Consider the following 15,632-nt stretch of genomic DNA (forward strand, 5'->3'; position numbering starts at 1 on the left):
TTTGTCAGCTTTGTCACGTACGATTAGCAATTGGCTTATTTTCACTTGTTCCTATTATTATTTGCAGCGAGAAAATTCCCAGTCACCAGAGATTTATAGCGCTTGTTAGTTTTTTATTCTGATATAAGTATCGTTGGTTAAAGGCTCTCAAACGGCCCTGGCAGAGTGAGTGTCGATGATTGCTGGATTTCACGGTTGCTTGAGATACCGGCGTGTTGAGCCCTCCCTCCTCAATATGTAGGTAACTATAGACAAGAAAGCAAAGTGGCAATTTTACCTCTCAAATCATTATCTTTGAGAAATATCTGAATGTAAAAACATGATTTATGTTATGTACTATCATTAAATTGTTGATTATATTCGGTGATTATTAATGAAAGTAAACTTAACAGGTGCGATTGGCGGCGAAAATTTTGGTGATGAATTTATATTAAATGCGTGTATGGACGAGTATTTAAAACTTTTCCCTTGTGACTTTATCTTTAGCGGCTTTGCGGAAAATATAGTCTTGAGAAAAGGTAAAGTTGTAGAAAATGATGGCATCAATTTCTTTGACTGTATGAATGAATTAAAAGTACTAAAAGAGAAAAATGGAAATATTACAGAAAATGATGCTTTTACTATTTTTGATAGGTATTCAAAATCAGATATCATTCATTTTATCGGGGGGGGGTATGTAAATAATTTATGGCCGTCAAACTATGCATTGGTCGCTATTGCATATTTGTATGGTGTCTATTATGATGTACCTGTTATTGGTACGGGTCTGGGGCTATATCCTGCTGATATTACTCCTAAATTGGTTGATTTACTTCAAAGCTTAGATTTTATTGATGTCAGGGATGAATGCTCTCACAAACTAATCCCATCCTCAACATATACAGGGGATGATGCGTTGTTGGAATATGATAATTTGAATTCTTTGATACAAAATCGTGAAAAACCTTTTTTGGCCATGTCTGTACAAAATCATTTATTTAGTGGGGGGCATATTATTGATTATATTTTCTCTAAAAAATTCCTTAGAAATCTTAACGAAAATGGAATTAATGAAATCATAGTCATTGAAGCTGCGCCTGAGGATACTGTGCCATTTAGCAGAGAGAATTTAAAAAACGCATCTGAGCTTGATTTTCATATCAGTTTTATTACTGGAAATGAACTAATCAAGAGCGGAATACCCTACCACCCGAACAGTAAGGTAATATCATCTCGTTATCATATAAACTTACTTTACTCTATGCTTGGATTAGAGGGAGTGGCAATAGTTGAAAATGATTATTATGATAATAAACATAATTCAATTGTTAGTATTGGAGGAAAGTGGCCCATCTTTAATAAAAATGATTTTTTTAGTAAAATAAATCTCGTGGATATTTTTAGTGGTCATTATGTGGCTGATTTTAACACTTTGTTGAAATACCAAAGAGAAAAGAAAGCGTTATTCGGAAAAATAAGTAATATTAACGCAAAGACACACAAAAAAATTGCTACCGAAGTAGCAATTAGTATTGTCTGTGACTATATCGATTAAGCGATATCAGTTTCAATAGGCGTTAATGAGGTCGCTTTCAATCTATGACTCCAACCATCGTGATCTTCATACTCTGAGTATCGATCATTAATACCGCTGATGGCTTTATCTAAATAATCCTGGCGTAAATGTTCGTCTAATCGACCAAGTACCCAATTATGGGTGCCAATCTCAACTTGTCTCATTTGTTTCATTATGGCCATCGAGGCCCATGGTCTGGCTTGTTTATACAACCAAGAAAATATTTCGAAATTTACAAATAGCTTTTCATCTGTGACTGAAACATCTTGCCCTGGTCTATTAAGTCTATAAGCATAGTAGCAGTCAGGAATAACGCTGAGTCTCTTAGCTCGCGATATAGTCAGAAATGCAAATGGAAGATCATCATATCTTCTAATATGTTCTGGGAATTCAATGCGGTGCTCATTGAGGAAACTCTTCTTATAAATCCTACGCCAGATAGAAGGCATAAGAGTAAGGTACTCAAGCGTATTTCTTACTAAACCAGAGGTCCCGTTTTGACCGTCGGCTCCCCACGCGGTAGGATGGAAAATCTTGGTTTCGCTACTATAAAATTCGTAAAACCCACATTGGGAGATATCTGAATTGTGCAATGCAGCGGATTCAAATAAATCTTCGTACATTTGTTTCTCTACCCAGTCGTCGCCGTCAACGAAAGCAACGAATTCCCCTTTGGCTTCTTTAAGGCCAGTAAGCCTTGCTGAAGCACAGCCACCATTTTCTTTATGTATCACTCTTATGATTTCTGGGAATCTTTTTTCCCATTCATCGGCTTTTTTCCCTGTACCGTCAACAGAACCATCGTCAATTATCAGGATTTCAATATTTTTAAGTGTTTGTTGTGCAATAGAACCAATACATTCATCAAGATATTTCTCAACGCCATACGCGGCTACTATAACCGAGACTTCTGGATGTTCGGCTGTCTTTTTTAGCCCAGAAATTTTATAATTTTGCCCTTTGACGTTAAAGAAAAAATTATTCGATTTTAATCTACACTCTCTATAAAGATTGATAGGTCTACATTGTGTTTCATCGGTTTCACCGCACAAAGAACCTATTGTGTGTTTTTTAAGCAATTCCAGTACGGCAGTGTAGTCGAAGTGATCTCTATCAATTCTAACAAGGTCTATATTTTGTGTGTCTGCCGCGAGGAAAAAATCAGCAAATGATTCGAATGAAAGTATATTATCAAATGGTAGTGTTTTTAGTTTTTCTCGTTTATTTTTGTTTTTTTCAATAACATATATTTTGGTGTTTTTATTATTATGTGCAGAAAGTATTATTTCTAAACCAGAGCGAGAGCCGACAAAAAGAACAGTATCTTTATAAATAAGATGGTTGCAGGACTTCCCATAATAAGAATTTCTGATTTTAATATAGTCGTCAGAGAGTGCTTTATCATCAAGAATAAACTCACCAAACACTCTTGATACTTCTTCAAATTCCATAAAATTCAACATGTTATTTCCCCCAATTCACTGCTGTTTTAATTTTTCCTTTGATTCTCGAAAGAATAACCTTGTTCCTTAATAGAGCATCTATTTTTGAATTGATAACATTAAATCTATCATGGGCCCATCCGTCACGTTGTTGTGAAATAAGTTGCTCAAGTTTGTCATTAATTACATTCAAATTAACTTGAACGTTACTGCTGAAGTTATTCTCTTTTGTTATGTGAGGGAACCCACCTTCAGCTGCCACATACAGTACTTCTTTATCATTATTCAAGTATGCAAGACAAACATTATATTCTAACTCACTATAGCAGTACTCATTCATGTAAGTTGCTATTATCTCCTTAGGAAGCCGATTAAACAGAGTAATTGATCGGTCTACAAAGTTTTTCTTGTCTTCGTATGCGCAGTTTTCGCTACACCAAACAGTCATTCTTAATAGTAAACCAGTTAAATTAGCCCAAACATTATCGGCAACTTCTTTTTTATTATATTCATTGATAACTTGATCTAAAACATGAAGAATGTCTTCTCTTTTTTTTCCAAAAGAGTTTGTTATTTGGCCACTTCTGTTTACTCTATACATCAAAAGCGTTTTATTTATAAATGCAATTTTTTTCGATTTCAATATGCATTTAGCATGAAATAAGGCGTCTTCGAAATATAGTCCTTCAGGAAAAGTCAATGAGTTACCAACCAAAAAGTCACGACGAAATACCCGGACTACTGCACTTGGTTCAAGGCGAGCTATTCTTGGTTCTTGATGCGCGGTGAGTATTTTAAAATCAGAGTTTCCCATGATTTTTTCCCAAACATAGTAATCAGGGAATTCATATGTTTCTTGTGTCTTGTGATCGAATGAAACGCCTCTGGATACAGAGAAATCAACATCATATGTATTCATAATATGTAGGGTTTCATGATACAAAGAAGAAATGGCTATATCATCACTGTCAAAGAAAGTTATAAACTCACCGTTTGCCTCTTTAATTCCCATGTTCCGTGTGGCCGACAGGCCTTCATTTTTTTTGCTGAAGACTCGACAAGAAACCTTGTTGTTGCTTGCAACCCATTCCTCAGCTTTTTTTAGTGTGTTATCTGTACTGCCATCATCAATAAGAAGTAGTTCTATGTTAAAGTTAGCGACCCCTTTCATTGAATCTAAGGTTTCAATGATATAGTCTTCAATATTATACATTGGTATAATAATTGACAGGTCAATAGGTTCGTTATTCATTGTAGATATGATTTCCATTTGATTATTCCTAAACGGTGCTGCAATAAACCTCAATTGCATATGTTTAATGATGGCTTTTCTCAGACTGACATTTTTTCATAGCTTGCTTTCAGTATAGCATCGCCTGCACCTAGGCGGTGTTAATACAAGTATATGATTATTTTTGCGTAATATATTAATTATGTATATCAGCCGGAGGTATGAGCTTATCACTGCTGTCGCCAAATTTTTCATCGTGGGGTTGACATCCTTGCCATGGTTCTCGATTGGGTTTGTTATCTTTCTTGTACTATTTTGGTAATAAAGTCCATTGGAAATTGGAGGGAAACGATATCTCAAAGAAGATAGGATGTATGTAATTTTCTTGTTAATCATCATTTCAACGCAAAGGGCAGCCCCAACCAAGTTGCCACTAGTATTTCATATGGTGCAAATCCTTTCAATCGCGCTTGGCGATATCGGCGAAGCTACCTGCCAACAATCGGCAAAGATCTGCTGCTGCCAGCTCAATGTCCAGCCCGCGTTTGCCGCCGGAAACGTAAATGGTGGCGAACTGCTTTGCCGGGCTGTCGATCACCGTAGGCAGGCGTTTTTTCTGCCCCAACGGGCTGATGCCCCCCACCAGATAACCAGTGACGCGTTGCGCCAGCAGCGGATCGGCCATTTCTGCTTTTTTAGCCCCCAGTGCACGGGCGACCTTTTTCAAATCCAACTGAGTGGCGACCGGCGTGACCGCTACCGCCAGATGTTTGGCATCACCGTTCAGTGCCACCAGCAGCGTCTTATAAACGCGGTCGGCATCCAGTCCAAGTTTCTTCACCGCTTCATCACCGAAGTGGGTTTCTGCACTGTCGTGATGATAAGGGTGAAGGGTAAAGGCGACTTTTTGTTTCTCAAGCAGGATCACTGCGGGCGTCATGGGTTTTCCTATTTCTCCCGACGCACAAGGGTGCAACGGGTTGCAACAAAACGACAAAAATATAACGGTAACAGCAACCTGAGCAACGGCAACATAAAGCGGGTTGCCAAGATGTTCACTCGGTTGCTACCCTGTGTGTTGTAACCGTTAACACGGTTGCTATGCGTATAACTAAAATACAAGAAATTCCTCTTTGACTGGCCAGTAGCGATATTGGCCACTTTTTTTACTGCTCCTGCAGCATCGCCGGCAGATTATCCTCGCCGTACAGATGCAGCGCACCCACCGCCACTACGTAATTGCCTGCCGGTAACGCCTCCAGTTTTTGTCGCCAGTCGCGGTTGCGCTGATGCATCAACACGTCGTATAGATCGGCACTGAAAGTCGCGGGCAGGGTTTCCAGCATGCCGTTGGGTTTCGCGTCCAGCCACCAGCTCACCATAGTTTGCAGCAATCGTGCGTTGGTATGCCAGTGCTCCAGCGTATCACGCAGCAGCGCCATGCCTCCTTCCGGTAACTGTTCCAGCATCGTCATCTGCTGTTCAGCACCTTCCAGCTCGATCACCTTTTTATGCTGTGCCCTGGCGGCCTGCAACAACTGATAATCCACGCCGTATTCGGCGCGCAGCCCCAGCCGCTGAGCCTGACGGGCCTGCATCATCAGTGCCACCTGCCAGCCGGGCAGGGTTGAAAAGGTCTCGGCATCGGTCCCCAGCTCCTGGCACAGCGTCAACAACTGCTGAAATTCGGGTTCGGAGAGCCGTTGATCCAGCTCTGCCTGCTGCGAGATGTGGTCAAAGGGGGAGGCGGAGCCGGTGATATCGGCCTCCACGATCAAGGCATCTGCCTGCTTCAGGCGTGCGGCCAGTTTGGCCGGCAGCGGTGACATATCCACCGTCCCCATATGAATACTGCCCACCAGATGGAACTGACGATCGCCGGGCAGTCGAATATCCAGTGCCGGATAGGCGTAGGTGATGGGGGAGATCAGGCCGAGAAAGGCGGCGATGCGGCGTAACAGTTGACCCATACAGCGTGGCTCCTGAATAACTTGTTCGCCTTTCAGCTTGAAAGGTGAGGGGCGTAACATTTACCCCATGCTAAACGCTATCTGGCATACAAGAAAGTCTGAAGAGTGAAGGAATTATCCCAAAGGAAATGGGGCGAGATGAATGAACTGCGCCCCGTGGTCTTGGTTCAGTCTATGGGGGGTTAGGCAAGAGTGGCGTGATAACCGGCCTGTTCCACTGCGTTAATCAGCGTTTGTGGGTCGGCATCGCCAGTCACTTTGGCGCTATCAATAGCCACATCCACGGCGGTAACGCCAGGCACGGCTTCCAGGGCTTTACGTGTGCTGCCAACACAATGCATGCAGGAAAGTCCCTGCAATGCCAGTACGGTAGTTTGTGACATGGTTTGATTCCTCGCTCAAGTGCGGTGTTTAAAGGTTGACCGCTTGACCTGTTTTCACTAAGAATGAAGGATAAACCTTCCAGCAAGGGGAAGGTCAAGGAGTGAAAATGAATATCAGCGACGTGGCGAAAAAAACCGGTTTAACCAGCAAGGCAATCCGCTTTTATGAAGAGAAAGGGCTGGTGACCGCGCCGATCCGCACCGATAACGGTTACCGCAGCTATAACCCAAAGCACATTGAAGAACTGACGCTGCTGCGCCAGGCTCGGCAGGTGGGGTTTAATCTGGATGAATGCCGTGAGCTGGTGGCGCTGTTTAACGATCCGGCCCGCCATAGCGCCGATGTGAAAGCGCGCACGCTGCAAAAAGTGGCTGATATTGAAAAGCACATCACTGAACTGGGTGAGATGCGCCAGCGTTTGCTGACGCTGGCGGATCAGTGCCCGGGCGATGACGGAGCCGAGTGCCCGATCATTAACAATCTGGCGGGTTGTTGCCATAATCACTAACGGGTGGTAGCCCGGATCACCAGAGTGATGCCTTCGACGGCGATCACTTCGACCTCGGTACCCACCGCCAGATCTTCACTGGCCTGGGCACGCCAACTGCTGTCGCCGATGTTAATGCGCCCCATACCGTTATGCATAGGTTCAGTCAGCGTGGCGCGGGTGCCAATCAACTGGCGGTTGCGCTGGTTCAGCACCTGCGAACCGCTGGAAGCCGCAGCCGGGCGCTGGCGCAGCCAGTACCACCACAGGTAGGCCACTATCACGGTCAGTACGGCAAAAATCACCCCCTGCCATTCCCAGCCCAACTGCGGCAACAGCCAGACGATGGCGCCGACCACCACCGCCGATACGCCACTCCACAACAGGTAGCCGCTGGCACCGAGCATTTCTGCCGCCAGCAGCAGCCCGCCGAGGGAAAGCCAAAACCAGTGCGGGTTTGCAGCAATTTGTTCGAGCATGATTACTTGCCTTTGTTGTCTTTCAACAGTTCGGCAATGCCACCAATTGAACCTAGCAGGCTGCTGGCGTCCAGCGGCATCATGATGACTTTACTGTTGTTGGCGGAGCCGATTTTCTGCAGCGCATCGGTGTATTTCTGCGCCACAAAGTAGTTCACTGCCTGGATATTGCCGCTGGCAATAGCGTCGGATACCAGTTGAGTGGCTCGCGCCTCTGCTTCAGCGGCACGCTCACGGGCTTCTGCCTGCAGGAACGCCGACTGACGTTCACCCTCTGCCTTGAGGATTTGCGACTGTTTGTCACCTTCGGCACGCAGGATGGCAGCCTGACGCACGCCTTCGGCCTCCAGAATATCTGCACGCTTGGTTCGCTCGGCCTTCATCTGGGCGTTCATTGCCGAGATTAATTCTGCCGGCGGACGTACGTCTCGGATCTCAATGCGGGTGATTTTAATGCCCCACGGATTGGTTGCTTCGTCGACGATATGCAGCAGGCGACTGTTGATGCTGTCACGTTGCGAGAGGATTTCGTCCAGCTCCATGGAACCGAGCACGGTACGGAAGTTGGTCATGGTCAGGTTGACGATTGCCAGCTCAAGATTACTCACTTCATAAGCGGCACGCGCCGGATCGACCACCTGGATAAAGCATACCGCATCGATGGCCACGTTGGCGTTGTCGCGCGAGATGATTTCCTGTGAAGGGATATCCAGCACCTGCTCCATCATATTAATTTTTCTGCCGATGCGGTCCATAAACGGCACCACCAGGTTTAAACCGGGCATCAGCGTTTTGGTGTAGCGGCCGAAGCGTTCCACCGTCCATTGGAACCCTTGCGGAACAATTTTGACGCCGGCAAATACGATGATCAGTGCGACGACAATCACGATGGGAATAAGGGTGAACATGGCAAACCTCCTGTCAGACATATGTAAACAGATATTACGCCAGCCGCAGTGTAAAGACTAATAAATCAGGGGCGCTGGGCCATTAACATTCCAAATTGGCATGTTTCCAATAATTTTAATTCATTTCATGACGTTGTCCGTGTTGGCTACAGTAAAAAGCATTGCCGCTTTTCACTTCGAATATTTGTCATTTTTATTTGCGACTATGCTTTTTGAAATGACATTTCTCCAAGGATTGTTATGGACTCAATCAGTGTTGATGAACTCGCCCCAAAAAAAGATCGTTGGTATCGCATTGTGGAGGAATTACTGTCCGCCGCCGGTATCGCCATCAATGGTAACCGTGCCTGCGATATCAAGGTGCATAACCCGGCGCTGTTTAAACGCATTTTGCAGGAAGGTTCGCTTGGGTTCGGCGAAAGTTACATGGACGGCTGGTGGGACTGCGATCGGCTGGATGGGTTATTCACCCGCATTTTACAGGCCGGTGTCGATGAGCGCTTGCCAAAAAATCTGAGCGACATTGCGCGCATTGCCTACACCCGATTGTTCAACCTTCAGTCACGCAAACGTGCCTGGCAGGTGGGCAAAGAGCATTATGACATTGGCAACGATCTGTTCCGCGCGATGCTCGATCCCTATATGCAATACTCCTGTGGTTACTGGAAGGAGGCCGAAACGCTGGAACAGGCGCAGTTGGCCAAGCTGAAAATGATCTGCGAAAAGCTGCAGTTAAAACCGGGCATGTCGTTGCTGGATATCGGCTGCGGCTGGGGTGGGCTGGCGCAGTATGCGGCGGAAAACTACGGGGTCTCGGTGTACGGTGTGACCATTTCCGCCGAGCAGCAAAAGCTGGCGCAGGAGCGCTGTGCCGGTCTTGAGGTCGAGATCCTGCTGCAGGACTATCGTGACTTGAACCTGCAGTTTGACCGCATCGTTTCAGTCGGTATGTTTGAACATGTGGGGCCGAAAAACTATGACACTTATTTCCGTGTCGCAGCGCGTAATCTCAAACCCGATGGCCTGTTCCTGCTGCACACCATTGGTGCCAACCAAACAAATCTTCACGTCGACGCCTGGATAGACAAGTACATCTTCCCCAATGGCTGTCTGCCTTCGGTGCGTCATATCTCCGAAGCCAGCGAAGGGCGTTTTGTGATGGAGGATTGGCACAATATCGGTGCCGATTATGATCGCACGCTGATGGCCTGGTATGAGAATTTCAAACAGGCCTGGCCGATGCTGTCCGAGGGCTATTCTGAACGTTTTGAACGGATGTTTACCTATTACCTGAACGCCTGTGCCGGCGCATTCCGTTCGCGTGATATTCAGCTCTGGCAGGTGTTGTTCAGCCCGAAAGGCGTTGAAGGAGGTATTCGGGCTTACCGCTAATATCCCCGTCATATTTCAAGCTGCATCTGTGTTGGCTGCGTTTGTGCGCCCCAGTCACTTACTTGAGTAAGCTCCTGGGGACTTACAAACTTGCCGCCTGGATGCAACTTGAACTATTTAGGGGATATTTCTTATTTGCTTTGGAATAGATACCCAATGGATTTCCAGTTGCATCTAGGCGGCAAACGCGAGAAACCCCAGGAGCTTAGATAACTAAGTGACTGGGGTTCGAGCGAGCAGCCAACAACAATGCGGCTGGAAAGACGAAGGGTATTTAGTAGAGCAGTGAATACAGCTGACGACGGTACTTGGCGGCCAGCGCGTCGCCGGTGCCCAGTGCGGCCAGAATATCCATCAATGTTTTACGCGCGCTGCCGTTGGCGGCGGCGAGATCTTTCTTCAGATGCCCGAACAACAGCTCCAGCGCCTCTTCATTACGCCCAACCTGATGCAGTTGCAGCGCCAGTTGCACGGCCAAGTCGACGTTTTCCGGCTGCTGCTCCACCTGCTGTTGCAACAGCTGAATTTCCGGCGTGTCGGCGGCCTGTTTCAGCAGTTCAATTTGCGCCACCAGGCCCTGATAACGGGTATCTCGATCCTGTAACGGGATAGTCGCCAGCACGGCTTCGGCATCTTCAGTGCGGTTCAGCGCGATCTGGGTTTCTGCCAGTGTCAGGCCGATATCACTACGTTGCTGGCTGGCTTGCCAGGCGTCTTTCAACAGGGGCAGCGCCTCTGCGGCTTTGTCTTCGGCCAGCAGCTCGGTCGCCTGCGCCAGTTTCAGATCTTCTTCCTTCGGCAGGAAACGCTGCAGGAATTCACGGATCATTTCTTCCGGCTGTGGGCCCTGGAAACCGTCGACGGGCTGACCATCTTTGAACAGATACACCGTCGGCAGCGAGCGCAAGCCAAACTGGGCAGCGATGGCCTGTTCTGCGTCACAATCGACCTTTGCCAGCAGGAACTGACCGGCATATTCCGCCGCCAGCTTATCGAGTATCGGGGTGAGTTGCAGACAGTGCTGGCTGCGATCCGACCAGAAGTAGAACACCACCGGCATGGACATTGACTGTTCCAGCGTCTGGTGCAGGTTTGTTTCGTTAATATCAACAACAGCTTGAGCTAGCATGTAATTTTCTCTCTGATCTTGCGGAGCCATTGGCTTTTAGATGGGGGCGGAGCGCCATTCTTCAACCCCGGTGGCCAAATTAACCGTTGCTGCGTAATACCCAGTCCAGACAGCGGCCGGGCAGGATGCGACGTAAGACGCTCAGCGCATGCGCCAGCAGGGTCACCGGGTAACGCAGTTTGGCCCTTGGGCTTTCCAGCGCGTGGCGCAGTTTGGGTAAAATGGCCTCCGGCGGCAGCGTCAGACGCTTGGCAATGCCGGGGTTATGCACCGGTTTATCGCTCTGCGCCTGATTGACGTTCTGGGTAAAGTGGGTGGAGATTGGGCCGGGTTCAATCAGGCTGACCTGAACGCCGGTGCCGTGCAATTCCATTCGCAGCGCGTCGGACCAGGCTTCCAGTGCAAACTTGCTGGCGGCATAGGCACCACGTCCGGCGCTGGACACCAGCCCCATCACCGAACTGGTCTGAATAATGCGCCCTTCACCGTGCGGTAACATCGCCGGCAACAGCAGCTGGGTGAGTTGATGGGTACCGAACAGGTTGGTGGCGAACTGCCGTTCCAACTGCTGGCGGGAAATGCTGCTCAGCGGGCCGTAAACGCCAAAACCGCCGTTATTGAACAGGCCATACAGGCGGCCGCCGGTCAGTTCGATTACCTGCGCGGCGGCGCGTTCGACGCTGGCGCTGTCGTCCAGATCCAGCTCAATGCCTTCCAGCCCAAGCTGAAGCATATTCTCTACGTCCTGCTGCTTGCGACAGGCGGCCAGTACCCGGTAGCCACGGTTACGCAGATCCTGCGCGGCAATCAATCCAATCCCGCTGGAACAGCCGGTTATCAACACTGCTTTTTGCATAACTTTACCTAGTGTACAACCCTATTTAGTTAGACTCATGTTTTACTAGAGGTTCCAGGCGTTCCGCCATCCAGGTGGCGATAAACGGTTGGGCATCCTTATTGGGATGCAATCCGTCATCCTGCATCCATTCCGCTTTTACCACCACCTGTTCCATGTAGAACGGCAGCAGTGGAATGTCGAACTGTTTGGCCAACTGCGGATAAATTGCGCTGAAGGCCTCGGTATAGCGGCGGCCATAGTTGGGGGGAATACGGATTTGCATCAGCAGCGGCTGTGCACCGGCCTGCTGCACCAGCGTGATGATTTGGCTGAGGTCGCGCTGCAGGTCCTGCGCCGGGAAACCGCGCAGGCCATCGTTGGCACCCAGTTCAATCAGTACCCAGCGTGGCTGGTGTTGTTTCAGCAACTCGGGCAGGCGTGCCAGCCCCTGTGCGGCGGTGTCACCGCTGATGCTGGCGTTGACCAGCTGCGGTTCACCCGGTTTTTTCTGCCATTGGTCGGCCAGCAGCGTCGGCCAGGCCTGCGCCACCGGCAAGCGGTAGCCGGCACTTAAACTGTCGCCCAATATCAATAAGGTATCGGCGGCGACAGCGCGTAAACTGAATAATCCCAACAGCAAAAGGAAGGGAAGATGCCAGCGGAAAACGTTCTTGAAGTTCATCATCTTAGTAAACACGTTGGTCAGGGTGAGCATCAGCTCTCCATCCTTACCGGAGTCGAGCTGGTTGTCAAACCCGCGCAGACAATTGCCCTGATTGGCGAGTCCGGTTCGGGCAAGTCAACGCTGCTGGGGATCCTCGCCGGGCTGGACGACGGCAGTGAAGGGGAGGTGCATTTGTTGGGCGAGTCACTGACCGCGCTGGATGAAGAAGGCCGTGCCGCCCTGCGCGCCAAAAATGTCGGCTTTGTATTCCAATCATTTATGCTGGTACCGACGCTCAACGCGCTGGAAAACGTACAGTTGCCGGCGTTGCTGCGTGGCGAAAGCGATCGCCAGAGCCGCGAACAGGCGGTGCAACTGTTGGAGCAACTGGGGTTGGGCAAGCGCCTTGACCACTTGCCGGCACAGCTTTCTGGCGGTGAGCAACAGCGCGTAGCACTGGCACGGGCGTTCAGTGGCCGACCACGGGTCCTGTTTGCCGATGAGCCCACCGGCAACCTCGATCGCCAGACCGGTGAACGCATCGCCGATTTACTGTTTTCCCTCAACCGCGATTTTTCCACCACGCTCATTCTGGTCACCCATGACGAAACCCTGGCGGCACGCTGCCAGCGGCGGCTACGCCTGCGTGAAGGCAAGCTGTGGGAGGAAGCATGATCTGGCGCTGGTTTTGGCGCGAGTGGCGTTCGCCGTCACTGCTGATCGTCTGGCTGGCGCTGACGCTGTCGATGGCCTGCGTGCTGGCCTTGGGCAGCATCAGCGACCGTATGGACAAAGGCCTGAGTCAGCAGAGCCGCGATTTTATTGCCGGTGATCGGGTGTTGCGCAGCGCCCGGCCGGTACCGGAAGGCTGGCTGCTGGACGCACAGCAACAGGGGCTGAAAGTCAGCCGACAGCTGTCGTTCACCACCATGACCTATGCCGGCGATCGGCCTCAATTGGCGGATGTGAAGGCCACCGATCTGGCCTATCCGCTGTACGGCAAGCTGGAGACACGCCCGGCCAACGTCAAACTGGATCCGGGGAGCGTGCTGGTGGCACCGCGTCTGCTGGCGCTGTTGAACGTGAAGGTGGGGGATCAACTGGACGTGGGCGATACCCGCTTACGCATCGCCGGAGAAATCATTCAGGAGCCGGATTCCGGTTTCAACCCGTTCCAGACGGCACCGCGCATCATGATTAATCTGGCGGACGTGGACAAAACCGGGGCAGTGCAGCCGGGCAGCCGCCTGACCTACCGTTATATGTTTGCCGGTACTCCTCAGGATATCCAGCGTTACGAAGATCGCCTGACGCCGCAGTTGGGGCCTGACCAGCGCTGGTTTGGGCTGCAGGAGTCCGGCAGCGCCCTGGGGAAATCATTGCAGCGTTCTCAGCAGTTCCTGCTGTTGTCGGCGTTACTGACCCTGTTGCTGTCGATTGCCGCCGTGGCGGTGGCGATGAGCCACTATTGCCGCAGCCGTTACGACTTGATCGCGGTGCTGAAAACCCTGGGGGCCGGTCGCAGCGCGTTGCGAAAGCTAATCGTCGGCCAGTGGTTGGCGGTGATCCTGCTGGCGGCGGTGTGTGGCGGCATTATCGGGCTGGGGTTTGAAGCGGTGTTGATCCGCCTGTTGGCACCGGTGTTGCCGGCGGAGTTGCTCGCAGCCGGAGCCTGGCCGTGGTTGTGGGCGATCGGCGCATTGCTGATGATTTCGCTGCTGGTGGGGCTGCGGCCATACCGGCAGTTGCTGGCGACCCAGCCGCTGCGGGTACTGCGTCGTGACGTGGTGGCCAATGTCTGGCCGCTACGCTATTTCCTGCCGGTGACGGCGGTGATTGTGGTGGCGCTGTTGACGGCATTGATGGGGGCCAGCACGCTGCTGTGGTCGATCCTCGCCGGCATTCTGGTGCTGGCACTGCTGTTGGGCTGTATCGGTTGGGGTAGCCTGCTGTTGCTGCGCCGTATTACGCTTAAAAACCTGGCGCTGCGGCTGGCGGTTAATCGTCTGCTGCATCAACCCTGGGTCACTGTCAGCCAACTGGCGGCGTTCTCGCTGTCATTTATGCTGTTGGCGTTATTATTGGTGCTGCGTGGCGATCTGCTCGAGCGTTGGCAGCAGCAGTTGCCGCCGGACAGCCCGAACTACTTCCTGTTGAACCTGACCGAAGCGCAGGTGCCTCAGGTGAAAACCTTCCTGCAACAGCATCAAATCAAGCCGGAAACTTATTACCCGATTGTCCGCGTACGCCTGACCGAGATTAACCAGCAGGTGGCGACCGAGCGGGTGCATGAGGACGATCCGGGTGGCGAGGCGGTGAATCGTGAGCTGAACCTGACCTGGCTGGCAGATCTGCCTGCGCATAATCCGCTGCTGGCTGGCAGTTGGCCGCCGAAAGTCGGCGAGGTGTCGATGGATCAGGGCATTGCCGGGCGGCTCAAGATCAAACTGGGTGATACGCTGACCTTCAGCGGCGATACTCAGTCGTTCAGCGCCAAGGTCACCAGCCTGCGTCAGGTGGATTGGGAAAGCCTGAAGCCGAACTTTTACTTCATCTTCCCGCCGGGTGCGCTGGACGGTCAGCCGCAAACCTGGCTCACCAGTTTTCGCTACGACGGGGATGGTCAGATGTTGACCCAGCTTAATCGTCAGTTCCCGACGCTCAGCCTGCTGGACATAGGTTCGATCCTCAAACAGGTGGGGGGTGTACTGCAACAGGTGAGTCGCGCACTGGAAGTGATGGTGGTGCTGGTGGTGCTCTGTGGCGGCCTGTTGCTGATGGCGCAGGTGCAGGTGGGTATGCGTCAGCGGCGTCAGGAACTGGTGGTGTATCGCACGCTGGGTGCCAGCAAGCGCCTGTTGCGCAGCACGCTGTGGTGTGAGTTTGCCCTGCTGGGGCTGGTGGCGGGCATTGCCGCCGCGGTGGGCGCGGAAGCGGCGCTGTGGTTGCTGCAGAGTCAGGTGTTTGACTTCCCATGGGCGCCTACGCCGGTACTGTGGTGGGCACTGCCGTTACTCAGCGCGCTGTTGTTGTCACTGTGTGGCGGTTGGCTGGGCGTGCGCTTGCTGCGCGGGCAGGCGCTGTTCCGCAGCTACGAGGGTTAACTCACCGTAATATCAGGCCGGCCCAAGTGACAGGGCCGGCCATAACCAC

At 50.6% G+C, this 15,632-nt stretch carries 14 protein-coding genes and 1 pseudogene; 5 read left to right on the forward strand and 10 right to left on the reverse strand.

Going from position 1 to position 15,632, the window contains the following annotated elements:
- The first annotated feature begins 373 nt into the window (after nucleotides 1-373).
- Nucleotides 374-1,534, forward strand: coding sequence for a hypothetical protein (locus QOT07_RS05505; RefSeq protein ID WP_283602686.1), 1,161 nt, complete (start codon nucleotides 374-376; stop codon nucleotides 1,532-1,534).
- Here the strand turns inward: QOT07_RS05505 and QOT07_RS05510 are convergent.
- The 5 genes and pseudogenes from QOT07_RS05510 to QOT07_RS05530 form a co-directional block, all read right to left on the reverse strand.
- Nucleotides 1,531-3,018, reverse strand: a complete 1,488-nt coding sequence (locus QOT07_RS05510; RefSeq protein WP_261427390.1) for a glycosyltransferase — start codon at nucleotides 3,016-3,018, stop codon at nucleotides 1,531-1,533. The genes QOT07_RS05505 and QOT07_RS05510 overlap by 4 nt on opposite strands.
- Nucleotide 3,019: 1 nt before the next feature.
- Nucleotides 3,020-4,267 (reverse strand): glycosyltransferase family 2 protein, encoded by a 1,248-nt coding sequence (locus QOT07_RS05515; RefSeq protein WP_283602687.1) that lies wholly within the window; start codon nucleotides 4,265-4,267, stop codon nucleotides 3,020-3,022.
- A gap of 421 nt (nucleotides 4,268-4,688) precedes the next feature.
- Nucleotides 4,689-5,168 carry a Cys-tRNA(Pro)/Cys-tRNA(Cys) deacylase YbaK gene (ybaK, locus tag QOT07_RS05520; protein ID WP_283602688.1) on the reverse strand — a complete coding sequence of 160 codons (480 nt, stop codon included), beginning with the start codon at nucleotides 5,166-5,168 and terminating at the stop codon, nucleotides 4,689-4,691.
- A 226-nt stretch (nucleotides 5,169-5,394) separates the two neighbouring features.
- Nucleotides 5,395-6,198, reverse strand: a complete 804-nt coding sequence (locus QOT07_RS05525) for a TraB/GumN family protein (RefSeq protein WP_283602689.1) — start codon at nucleotides 6,196-6,198, stop codon at nucleotides 5,395-5,397.
- A gap of 185 nt (nucleotides 6,199-6,383) precedes the next feature.
- Nucleotides 6,384-6,569 (reverse strand): annotated as a pseudogene (locus QOT07_RS05530) (cation transporter); the annotation flags it as partial.
- 119 nt (nucleotides 6,570-6,688) lie between these two features.
- Between QOT07_RS05530 and cueR the strand changes: the two are divergent.
- Nucleotides 6,689-7,090 (forward strand): Cu(I)-responsive transcriptional regulator, encoded by a 402-nt coding sequence (cueR, locus tag QOT07_RS05535; protein WP_219015561.1) that lies wholly within the window; start codon nucleotides 6,689-6,691, stop codon nucleotides 7,088-7,090.
- On the opposite strand, the gene QOT07_RS05540 is transcribed toward cueR, so the two are convergent.
- Both QOT07_RS05540 and QOT07_RS05545 read right to left on the reverse strand, forming a co-directional pair.
- The gene (locus QOT07_RS05540; protein WP_283602690.1) at nucleotides 7,087-7,548 is read right to left on the reverse strand and encodes an NfeD family protein; all 462 of its coding nucleotides are present in this window, start codon (nucleotides 7,546-7,548) and stop codon (nucleotides 7,087-7,089) included. The two genes, cueR and QOT07_RS05540, sit on opposite strands and share 4 nt — an antisense overlap.
- A 2-nt stretch (nucleotides 7,549-7,550) precedes the next feature.
- The gene (locus QOT07_RS05545; protein WP_017891872.1) at nucleotides 7,551-8,456 is read right to left on the reverse strand and encodes an SPFH domain-containing protein; all 906 of its coding nucleotides are present in this window, start codon (nucleotides 8,454-8,456) and stop codon (nucleotides 7,551-7,553) included.
- 240 nt (nucleotides 8,457-8,696) lie between these two features.
- On the opposite strand from QOT07_RS05545, the gene cfa reads away from it, so the two are divergent.
- Nucleotides 8,697-9,848, forward strand: a complete 1,152-nt coding sequence (gene cfa, locus QOT07_RS05550; protein ID WP_261142133.1) for a cyclopropane fatty acyl phospholipid synthase — start codon at nucleotides 8,697-8,699, stop codon at nucleotides 9,846-9,848.
- Between the two features lie 274 nt (nucleotides 9,849-10,122).
- Here cfa and QOT07_RS05555 read toward each other — a convergent pair whose 3' ends face one another.
- The 3 genes from QOT07_RS05555 to tesA all read right to left on the reverse strand — a co-directional run bounded on the left by QOT07_RS05555 (nucleotide 10,123) and on the right by tesA (nucleotide 12,497).
- Nucleotides 10,123-10,977, reverse strand: coding sequence for a co-chaperone YbbN (locus QOT07_RS05555; protein ID WP_283602692.1), 855 nt, complete (start codon nucleotides 10,975-10,977; stop codon nucleotides 10,123-10,125).
- Nucleotides 10,978-11,056: 79 nt separating this feature from the next.
- The gene (locus QOT07_RS05560) at nucleotides 11,057-11,833 is read right to left on the reverse strand and encodes an SDR family oxidoreductase (protein ID WP_283602693.1); all 777 of its coding nucleotides are present in this window, start codon (nucleotides 11,831-11,833) and stop codon (nucleotides 11,057-11,059) included.
- A 25-nt stretch (nucleotides 11,834-11,858) separates the two neighbouring features.
- A complete protein-coding gene (tesA, locus tag QOT07_RS05565) occupies nucleotides 11,859-12,497 on the reverse strand; it encodes a multifunctional acyl-CoA thioesterase I/protease I/lysophospholipase L1 (protein ID WP_165366381.1) in 639 nt (212 codons plus the stop codon).
- Between tesA and ybbA the strand changes: the two genes are divergently transcribed.
- Nucleotides 12,468-13,154: a putative ABC transporter ATP-binding protein YbbA gene (gene ybbA, locus QOT07_RS05570; protein ID WP_020825556.1), complete on the forward strand. Its 687-nt coding sequence runs from the start codon at nucleotides 12,468-12,470 to the stop codon at nucleotides 13,152-13,154. The two genes, tesA and ybbA, sit on opposite strands and share 30 nt — an antisense overlap.
- Nucleotides 13,151-15,583, forward strand: coding sequence for a putative ABC transporter permease subunit YbbP (ybbP, locus tag QOT07_RS05575; protein ID WP_283602694.1), 2,433 nt, complete (start codon nucleotides 13,151-13,153; stop codon nucleotides 15,581-15,583). Before ybbA ends, ybbP begins: the two co-directional genes overlap by 4 nt.
- Nucleotides 15,584-15,632 lie beyond the last annotated feature (49 nt).

The sequence above is a fragment of the Serratia proteamaculans genome, from assembly GCF_949794035.1.
Taxonomy (GTDB): domain Bacteria; phylum Pseudomonadota; class Gammaproteobacteria; order Enterobacterales; family Enterobacteriaceae; genus Serratia; species Serratia proteamaculans.

Coding starts and splice junctions, on each gene's coding strand:
- QOT07_RS05505 (WP_283602686.1), top strand. CDS start 374: ATGAAAGTAAACTTAACAGGTGCGATTGGCGGCGAAAATTTTGGTGAT.
- QOT07_RS05510 (WP_261427390.1), bottom strand. CDS start 3,018: ATGTTGAATTTTATGGAATTTGAAGAAGTATCAAGAGTGTTTGGTGAG.
- QOT07_RS05515 (WP_283602687.1), bottom strand. CDS start 4,267: ATGGAAATCATATCTACAATGAATAACGAACCTATTGACCTGTCAATT.
- ybaK (WP_283602688.1), bottom strand. CDS start 5,168: ATGACGCCCGCAGTGATCCTGCTTGAGAAACAAAAAGTCGCCTTTACC.
- QOT07_RS05525 (WP_283602689.1), bottom strand. CDS start 6,198: ATGGGTCAACTGTTACGCCGCATCGCCGCCTTTCTCGGCCTGATCTCC.
- cueR (WP_219015561.1), top strand. CDS start 6,689: ATGAATATCAGCGACGTGGCGAAAAAAACCGGTTTAACCAGCAAGGCA.
- QOT07_RS05540 (WP_283602690.1), bottom strand. CDS start 7,548: ATGCTCGAACAAATTGCTGCAAACCCGCACTGGTTTTGGCTTTCCCTC.
- QOT07_RS05545 (WP_017891872.1), bottom strand. CDS start 8,456: ATGTTCACCCTTATTCCCATCGTGATTGTCGTCGCACTGATCATCGTA.
- cfa (WP_261142133.1), top strand. CDS start 8,697: ATGGACTCAATCAGTGTTGATGAACTCGCCCCAAAAAAAGATCGTTGG.
- QOT07_RS05555 (WP_283602692.1), bottom strand. CDS start 10,977: ATGCTAGCTCAAGCTGTTGTTGATATTAACGAAACAAACCTGCACCAG.
- QOT07_RS05560 (WP_283602693.1), bottom strand. CDS start 11,833: ATGCAAAAAGCAGTGTTGATAACCGGCTGTTCCAGCGGGATTGGATTG.
- ybbA (WP_020825556.1), top strand. CDS start 12,468: ATGCCAGCGGAAAACGTTCTTGAAGTTCATCATCTTAGTAAACACGTT.
- tesA (WP_165366381.1), bottom strand. CDS start 12,497: ATGAACTTCAAGAACGTTTTCCGCTGGCATCTTCCCTTCCTTTTGCTG.
- ybbP (WP_283602694.1), top strand. CDS start 13,151: ATGATCTGGCGCTGGTTTTGGCGCGAGTGGCGTTCGCCGTCACTGCTG.